The 8,911-nt window shown below is 41.4% G+C and carries 8 protein-coding genes and 1 tRNA gene; 6 read left to right on the plus strand and 3 right to left on the minus strand.

Annotation, left to right across the window (positions count from 1 at the left end; genetic code table 11):
* The coding region (locus AC33VI_RS16550; RefSeq protein ID WP_491783362.1) for a hypothetical protein at window positions 1–193 on the plus strand (193 nt) is incomplete at its 5' end.
* 358 nt (window positions 194–551) lie between these two features.
* Here AC33VI_RS16550 and AC33VI_RS16555 read toward each other — a convergent pair.
* Window positions 552–623: transfer RNA gene (locus AC33VI_RS16555), tRNA-Thr, on the minus strand.
* 164 nt (window positions 624–787) lie between these two features.
* Between AC33VI_RS16555 and AC33VI_RS16560 the strand changes: the two genes are divergently transcribed.
* From AC33VI_RS16560 to AC33VI_RS16580, 5 genes are all read left to right on the plus strand, one after another.
* Window positions 788–1,306: a Ycf51 family protein gene (locus tag AC33VI_RS16560; protein WP_491783363.1), complete on the plus strand. Its 519-nt coding sequence runs from the start codon at window positions 788–790 to the stop codon at window positions 1,304–1,306.
* Window positions 1,307–1,331: 25 nt separating this feature from the next.
* Window positions 1,332–2,456: an iron-containing alcohol dehydrogenase family protein gene (locus tag AC33VI_RS16565; protein ID WP_491783364.1), complete on the plus strand. Its 1,125-nt coding sequence runs from the start codon at window positions 1,332–1,334 to the stop codon at window positions 2,454–2,456.
* 95 nt (window positions 2,457–2,551) lie between these two features.
* Window positions 2,552–2,791 carry a hypothetical protein gene (locus AC33VI_RS16570; RefSeq protein ID WP_491783369.1) on the plus strand — a complete coding sequence of 80 codons (240 nt, stop codon included), beginning with the start codon at window positions 2,552–2,554 and terminating at the stop codon, window positions 2,789–2,791.
* 80 nt (window positions 2,792–2,871) lie between these two features.
* Window positions 2,872–4,218 (plus strand): acetyl-CoA carboxylase biotin carboxylase subunit, encoded by a 1,347-nt coding sequence (accC, locus tag AC33VI_RS16575; RefSeq protein ID WP_491783365.1) that lies wholly within the window; start codon window positions 2,872–2,874, stop codon window positions 4,216–4,218.
* A gap of 42 nt (window positions 4,219–4,260) precedes the next feature.
* Window positions 4,261–5,661 carry a collagen-like protein gene (locus tag AC33VI_RS16580; RefSeq protein WP_491783366.1) on the plus strand — a complete coding sequence of 467 codons (1,401 nt, stop codon included), beginning with the start codon at window positions 4,261–4,263 and terminating at the stop codon, window positions 5,659–5,661.
* Between the two features lie 150 nt (window positions 5,662–5,811).
* On the opposite strand, the gene AC33VI_RS16585 is transcribed toward AC33VI_RS16580, so the two are convergent.
* Together AC33VI_RS16585 and AC33VI_RS16590 are read right to left on the minus strand one after the other, a co-directional pair.
* A complete protein-coding gene (locus AC33VI_RS16585) occupies window positions 5,812–6,810 on the minus strand; it encodes an aspartate carbamoyltransferase catalytic subunit (protein ID WP_491783367.1) in 999 nt (332 codons plus the stop codon).
* Window positions 6,811–7,001: 191 nt separating this feature from the next.
* Complete coding sequence (locus AC33VI_RS16590) at window positions 7,002–8,690, minus strand: iron uptake porin (protein ID WP_491783368.1); 1,689 nt, start codon at window positions 8,688–8,690, stop codon at window positions 7,002–7,004.
* Window positions 8,691–8,911: the final 221 nt, after the last annotated feature.

Genomic DNA, 8,911 nt, shown 5'->3' on the forward strand with positions numbered 1-8,911 from the left:
CTATTCGGGTTTCAGTCCCGTAGTTGGGATTATTAAGTTGGAAACTGGTACGACTATTTTTCTTGCAGCTATGGCAATCAATTGTTTCAGTCCCGTAGTTGGGATTATTAAGTTGGAAACTCTTCTAGCTTCGCCAGCATCGATGGCGGGGTTTATATTGTTTCAACAACCATTTCAGTCGAAGATGGATTGAAAGATAGCTGTTTGAGTTTTTAAACCAGCGATCGTTCTAGTAGTTTCAACAACCATTTCAGTCGAAGATAGATTGAGAATTTAAGACAGATTAGATTGGAATATTTTTGATGAGTCTCAAAAATCATTCTATGAAAATTAACTCAGGCTATAAATAGCTATTTTTCCCCGATGAATTAGCTTGTTGGCAATGTTAAGATAGATTGAAAGGAGCACATCTTTGGTAACGCAATACCCAGATGACATTATTTTGTCACCACTGCATTCAAAGACATCAATTTGTCCCAATGACAAAAATAAGTCACGATGACAGTAATGTGTCTTTAACGACAAATAATGTGTCACTGTACAGTAAGGCAAGCCCCGAGCGAGAATTGAACTCGCGACCTCATCTTTACCAAAGATGTGCTCTACCACTGAGCCATCGGGGCATTTTCTTTATTTGCCGTATACGATTATAGCATTGCAAGATTGATTATGAAATAAAAAAATAGAAATAACTGATACAATCATTAACTATTAATCTGGGTATCGTGTGTAAGTTACTACCGATATCTATTTTTTTACAAACTAAAAAAATATTTAAGAAAAATCAATGGATTTTGTTAGTGATCTGTTTGTTTATGGTAAATGGCTTGGGATTGGCACTATTTTTGCTCTATTAGTAACTACTATTGCTTTTGTTGTTGGTTGGGGGTTTCGCTTTCGTTTGGTGGGCGTAACCAGCTTTATGACAGTCTTAACACTGGGTACATTTGCCTTGGGGTTGAGCTTTTTTCCCAGAGTAGAAATTCCTGGTGCGGTTCGTTACACCTTGATTTATGATAATGGCGCAAATCAAGCAGTGGTAGCAGTAACGCCCGATATCGAGAAAACCGCCATCGAACCGACCTTGCTTCAAGCAGCTTCAGACTTATATTCTTATGGTAGGACTGGCACAAATGGAAACAATCAATTTACAGTTAAATTGAGAACTGTTCTCCATCCCCAATCGGGAGTATCACAACCTTTGTTTTTAGGCGAGGCGAAACGATCTCTAATTGCTACTGGGGATGATGATATTAAAATTAATGTTTTTGAGCAGAACCTCAAAAAATTACCTGCCAGCAGCTAACAGAGCAAGAGTAATTAATATTTATATGAGCAAACAAGCTACCACTAGATCTATCAAAGCAAACACTAGTTACGCCCCCTTAACGATCGCTCCAGCCAGAGTATTACGAGGAGAGAATTGTTTGCCAAATTCTGTCAAGGAAATAACTAGATTAGGGGATCGCCCTTTGGTTGTCGGTGGTAACAAAACATTAGAACTAATCGCACCTCATTTACAATCTCTACTAAACCCTAAAACTTTGAGTTTCACTAGTTATAGTCCAGATTGTGCCGAATCTTCCCTATCTCGACTAAAACAGACAGTTGAAAAACATCAAGCAAACTTAATTATTGGCGTTGGCGGTGGCAAGGCTTTAGATACAGCTAAACTCCTAGCTTATCAATCAGAACTACCAATGGTTGCGATTCCCACTTCTGGAGCTACCTGTGCGGGCTGGACGGCTTTATCGAATATCTATTCGGAAGAGGGTGCATTTCAATACGATGTAGCTTTGAGTCGTTGTCCCGATCTGTTGATTTTAGATTATGGTTTGGTACGCACCGCCCCCCAGCGGACTTTAGTAGCGGGTATTGGAGATGCGATCGCCAAATGGTATGAAGCTTCTGTCAGTAGTGGAGAATCTACTGCAACTCTTTTAATATCCGCTGTCCAACAAGCCAGAATTTTAAGAGACATTCTCTTTCAAAAATCGGCTCAAGCCCTAGCAGATCCCCAAAGTGATGAATGGCGGGAAGTAGTAGACGCAACGGTATTATTGGCAGGAGTAATTGGTGGTGTTGGTGGGGCTGATTGTCGTACTGTAGCTGCCCATGCAGTCCATAACGGTTTGACTCATCTTTTGGAAGCTCACGATGTTCTCCATGGAGAAAAAGTGGCTTACGGTATTTTGGTGCAGTTGCGTCTAGAAGAAACCATTCAAGGTAATAAACTAGCCGAGTCCTCTAGAAATCAATTGTTAAAGTTTTATACAGAGATTGGTTTGCCTAAAACCTTGGAAGATTTGGGTTTGGGTGAAGTTAGTTTGAGTAAATTGCGTCATGCTGCGGCGATCGCCTGTTCTCCAGAATCGGATATTCACAGATTACCTTTTAAAGTGTCTGCCGAAGAACTAACCGCAGCAATGGTTTCAACTACCTGCGTTGCTATTTAACTATCAATTGGTTTTAATTCGATCTCAGGTGACGAAGTACAATAGGTGTAGCAATGAACTATTGCTACGCCATTTTTCAATTACACATAAAATATATGGATGCTTTTGCTTTAATTCCTCCAGAATGGACCAAATCAGCAGTTCATGTTTTTGATTTTTCTTGTCCTAGTTGTAAAATGCCCCCCAAAAAAGCAAAAAACGTCTGGTTAAATCGTCGCGCTCCTGTTAGTAGTGGCGATCGCCGTAAATATCAAGAGTTCTATTTATGCGAATGCGATACTGCTTGGTGGAGTTGGAGTGACGACCGACCCCCCTCGGAATTAAATAACTCCTAAAAACAAATTAATCTTTACATAATCTAAATGCTTGAAAAAGCTTTATTCTTAAACATGACTTTAGTTATCTACTTCATCGAATGCAGTTTAACAAAATCCTGATAGCCAACCGAGGAGAAATTGCTCTACGTATTTTACACACCTGTGCTGAAATGGGTATTGCCACCGTAGCCGTACATTCCACGATCGATCGCCAAGCCCTTCACGTCCAGTTGGCCGATGAAAGTGTATGTATCGGGCCTCCTCCATCGGGGAAAAGTTATCTCAACATTCCTAATATTATTGCTGCTGCTTTGACTCGCAATGCTACGGCGATTCATCCTGGTTATGGATTTTTAGCAGAAAATGCTCGTTTTGTGGAGATTTGTAACGATCACCAGCTAACTTTTATCGGCCCTTCCAAAGAAGCAATGTTGGCGATGGGAGATAAATCTACTGCCAAAAAAACTATGGAGAAAGCAGGAGTACCGACTGTACCTGGTAGCAATGGCTTATTACGAGATGAAGAAGAAGCTAAAAAAGTGGCTGGGGAAATTGGCTATCCTGTGATGATTAAGGCTACTGCTGGTGGTGGTGGTCGCGGTATGCGCTTGGTGCGAGATGAGTCGGATTTAATTAGGATGTTCCAAGCTGCTCAAGGAGAGGCAGAAGCAGCCTTTGGTAACGGTGGGGTCTATTTAGAAAAGTTTGTGGAAAACCCCCGCCATATTGAGTTTCAAATTATGGCTGACAGTCACGGTAATGTAATTCACTTAGGAGAAAGAGACTGTTCGATTCAACGTCGCCATCAAAAATTATTAGAAGAAGCTCCCAGTGCAATTTTAAGTCAAGAATTACGGCAAAAAATGGGGGAAGCTGCGGTTAAAGCGGCTAAATCGATTAATTATGTTGGTGCGGGGACAGTGGAATTTTTGCTTGATGGTTCGGGAGATTTCTATTTTATGGAAATGAATACTCGCATCCAAGTAGAACATCCCGTTACGGAAGTAGTTACGGGAATCGATCTGATTGCCGAACAAATTCGAGTGGCTCAAGGAGAAAAACTGCGGTTTACTCAAGCTGATGTGGTCTTAAAAGGTCATGGGATCGAATGTCGGATTAATGCCGAAGATCCGCAATATAATTTCCGTCCCCATCCAGGTCGCATCAGTGCCTACTTACCACCAGGAGGGCCAGGAGTCAGAATGGATTCCCATGTCTACACTGACTATGAAATTCCCCCTTATTATGACTCTTTAATTGGCAAGTTAATTGTTTGGGGTGAAGACCGCGATACTGCCATCAAACGTATGAAGCGCGCTCTGAGGGAATGTGCTATTACTGGCGTACCTACCACTATTGATTTTCACAAGCAAATTTTAGAAACTTCTGCTTTTCTCAAAGGTGAGATCTATACCAACTTTATCGCCAAGCACTTCGATCTTTAGTTTTTAGTCTTTAGTTGTTAGTTTTTACCGCTTACTCAATCTATGGTCGGGAATTTTTGGCAGCAAACTTTAGCAGTAGGAATTTGGCTGATCCCTGGTTTGACTCAGATCGGTAATTCTTGGACTATAGCAGCTGCGATCGCCAAACCAAGGGAAATACCGTCAACTGCTCATAACTTTCTATTGTCCCGTAATTTCGGCAAGCAGGGACGTAATGGCAGAGATGGCAGAAATGGTAGAGATGGTAGAAATGGCACGAACAAAACTATTACTGTTAATGGATCTACTATAGAACTAGATCTTTCTGGGACTGATGGGGAAGATGGAGAACCTGGCGGATTTGGTTCTGATGCTATTTGTTATGGGTTTTATGGGGAATATAAATCCGATATCAGGTTACCCAATGGAGGTAGAGGTGGTAACGGTGGCAATGGCGGAGATGGAGGGAATGGCGGTTCGATTACCGTATTTTACGATCGCCTGGAAGATCTCCAACAGATTTATGTAGTATCTTCTGGCGGTTATGGTGGGAGGGGTGGCAGAGAAGGTAGAGGTGGTAGGGGTTGTTATTGTCCTAGTTGGGGATTTAAAAGCCATCAAAGCGATCGAGATAAAAAATATTACTGTTATAGCGGACGAGATGGTCGCTGGGGCAGAGTCGGCAGAGATGGTGTGGATGGTAGCTTAGGCAAGCTTTATTTGGTTAAGGGAAGAAATAACTTACCCGAGGAAAAGCTTAAGGACTCAATTTCTTTATCGGCGATCGCGCAAGGACAAACAATCAATCTGATTAACAATATTTGGCAGTCTCACAATGGGGCGAGTTCTCTAGTAGCAGCCAACTCGATTATTGCCGATACTTATGAAGAATATATCGATACTTTGACTAGAAAAATATCTTTTGCTTGGAATGAATCAAAGAGTATTAAAGATTTTGCTGATGAATCTTTAGAATTTGCCTTAACCGACGCTAATAAATTAGCTATTACTTATCCCGAAGCAGTTTGGTTGGATACAACTATTCAAACTAGCCAAAATAATACTTTATTCACTATTAATCATGCCATCGCCGAAGCTGAAACGACTCGTTTGGAGAGGGGGTTAATTTCAGGCAACAGATCTGACTTGGTTTTTAGTGCGATCGATCTAGCTCAAAAGTCAGATATCATTCAAACCCAATTTGAAATCAAATATCGTACTAATGGCGATCGCTTTTCTTCTAGAAGAGACTCCCGAAACTATAAAACTAGATATGAAGGTATTATTCCTGCCGCTGCGGTGACCAGAAACAATCAGCGATTTGCTTTAAATCTAGGAAAATTGCCCATAGATCGTAAATATCTTCTACCAGGAGTTGCGATCGAGATAGAATTGACCATTATTCGTTTTTTAGGCGATAATTCTGCCGAACAAAAGATTTATTGGCAAGGGGAAATAGATTAAATACTTAACTTCAATTCTTAAACTAATCCTTTAGGGCTGACCTCTGACTACATGTGGCGAACCCGATCGCCTTTGTGACCCCTGACCTCTGACCTTAAAGCCATTTAATCGTGAGGAAATTAATTAAAATTACTATATCTCGAACTTAGGTTAACTATTATTCTCGCTAATGCCAATTAAATATAATAACGCCATGCGAGTCGCTACTCCACTAGTAACCTGTTGGGAAATTAGGCTGAGACTGGGATCGTCCATCAAATCTGAGGTAATTTCAACTCCTCGGTTGGTGGGTCCTGGATGAAGTATTTTGACGTTAGTTTGGCATAATTTAAGGCGATCACGAGTAATGCCAAACAGTTGATGGTATTCCCGCAGACTGGGGATAAAGTTAGCAGTCATGCGTTCTTGTTGCAATCTTAAGGTCATGACGAAATCCGCAGCTTCTAAGGCTGGTTCTAGTTCCCAGTGGAGAAATAATCTATCTTGACATTGTTCGTTTGCCAGATTCAAAAATTCTTTGGGTAACAAGGTAGCGGGTGCTGCTAGGTGAACTTCCGCTCCTGCGGTGGTCAGACTGTAAATATTAGAACGGGCTACCCTAGAATGGAGAATATCTCCGACGATCGCAATTTTTTTTCCTTTTAATAATTCTGTGCGGGGATTATCCGAATCTAATAAAGAAGTAAGGGTAAACAAGTCTAACAAAGCCTGAGAGGGATGTTGGTGCAAACCGTCTCCTGCATTGAGAATGGTAACTCCAGAGTTTAAGCGATCCATTTCCCTGGCGATCGCTTGAGGAACTCCCGCTTGGCTGTGACGAATCACCATAATATCCGCACCCATCGCTAAATAGGTTTTAGCCGTGTCTAAAATTGTTTCTCCTTTGGTTAAAGAAGAAGTCCCAGGAGAGAAATTCAAAATATCTGCCGAAAGTCTCTTGGCTGCCAGTTCAAAACTACTACGAGTGCGAGTCGAAGGTTCAAAAAACATATTAGCTACAACTCTTCCCTGGAGTGCGGGGACTTTTTTGGTTCTTCCTGAAAGGACTTTTTGAAATCCCGCAGCAGTTTGTAGAACTGTATCGTATTCGGTGGCGGAAAAATCTATCAAAGATAGAATATGCCGTCTCGTCCAGGTAGTAGTAGACATGAATGATTGGAAATTATCTAGTTGCGGAGGCAATCATTAGGGTATCAGTTTAAGGAAAAAGGAACAACAAATAATTAATTGGTAACTAGATAAAAAAAGGATTGAAGAGGCAGAGATTTGATTTCTACCGCTTCAATCCAGATAATTTTGTTTATCGTAATGTTGATTGTTTGCCCTTGATAGAACTAGTTTTAGAAAGTAAAGGTAGTTCTCAAAGCACCAATAAAGATACTGTCGTTGTCCTCGTCTTGGTTGGGGTTAGAGATAAAAACTACACCAGGAGTAATAGAAATATTGTCGTTCAAGTTAAATCTGTACAATGCTTCTACGTGAAGGGGAAGATCTTCAGAAATATCTTCGTCCGTATCATCACCATTAGCATCAATGGAACTTAAATAAGGTTCTGCACCCACAATTAAAGCTGCTAGACTGCCTTCTTTAATCAGATCGTTAATCACCAAAGCACCAGCGAAGTTGATAATTTCTGCATCGCCGTTATTATCTGTTCCTGGATTAATAATATCGGCAATAGTATAACCACCCCAACCGCGAAGGCTGAATCTGGGACTAATATCAAATTGAGCTTGCACCCCAAAAGAGTTAGTAGCTACAGGAGAAGTACCAATATCAACCCCAGTAGCACCTCTGAGGTTAGCAGCATTCGTACCAGTACCGCCCCAAAGGAAAGAACCTCTAAATGCAGGTTCTAGATCGTCATTGAGATTAGTTTGCTCGTTATCAAAACCGCGCACGTAGGTTAGACCTAGTTTGAGGGATTCTGTAGGTGTCAGTTCGATTTGACCCATTGCAGAAAAAGAGCCGTTAAATAAACCGTTAGTTTCTGTGGGATCTGAACCATTAGGAGCGATGTAGCCCCCAGAAAATGCTAAAAAGTCTGTTAAAGTCAATTTCGCTCCAACCCCAGCAGAAGAACGAGCAATACCCTGACGATATAGAGGGTTGCGTTCGCCAAAACGAGTTAAAGCACCATTGGCACCACCACCAGTGTTTAATCCAGAGTTGTAGGTTTCTGCATAGAAATGGTGAGCGGCTAAAACGCCCATTGCCGTAACTTGTAGTTTTTCACCGACGGGGAAACTGTAGTGCAAGCGATCGATGACAATATTGTTATCTGTTTGACCGTCGAATGCAAAACGTCCTTCTCTCGTGCCAGTAAGATTTTGAAAGGAGTTACCAATATTACCAGCAGTCAAACGGGTATATAGCTTATCGCTACCAGTGAAACTACTAACTAAGGTCAGACGAACTCGATCGCTAAAGGTTACTTCCGAGTCAAAATCATCGCCAAAAGCATTAGCCAAAGTAAAGGCTACTTCCCCAACTAATTTGGTAGTAGTGGAGAATTGGCTGTCTTCCAATGCAGCAATTTTACTTTCAATTTCGTCTACTCGTCCGCCAATAGCTGCAAGTTCCGCTTCAAATTCTTGGCTCAATCTTTGGATGGTTTCGAGTTCTTCTGACCCAACAGTTTCTTGAGATGCGATCAAACGCTCGATTTGATTTAAACAAGAGTTCAAACCCGCCGCAAATTCATAACGAGAAAGGGGTCGATCTCCGCGATAGGTTTGGTTGGGGAAACCAGAAATACAACCATAACGGTCTACCAAGCTGCGTAGTGCTTCGTAAGCCCAATCTGTGGGAGCTACATCGCGCAACTGATTTACGTTGGTTACCTGTCCCATATTATTGTTGGGATCTGCTGGGTCTATTTCTACAGAACCATTAAAATCTGCGTAGTTGGCGATCGCATCTGGATTAGATAAATCGATTTCTTGTGCCGAAACACTACCATTTCCAGACAGCAAAGCTGCCGATACGACAGCAGCAGTACCAAGCAAAATTGGATGCTCGATCTTCATTAATTTTTTCCTCACACCTAAAATATAGTCGCACCACCGTATATATTTTCACTGTGGCTAAGACATTCTTATACGATATGGAATTGCTTTTTGTGATTTTTAATACTTATTATTAATAATCAATGCAGCTTAAGAATAGTTTAAATGCTTAAACTGCATTTAAAGAAGTGGGCGGAACTCCCCAACCTCGCGAAGCAGGTTGTGGGATGGATAGCCCCGCC

The sequence above is a fragment of the Waterburya sp. genome, assembly GCF_058530065.1.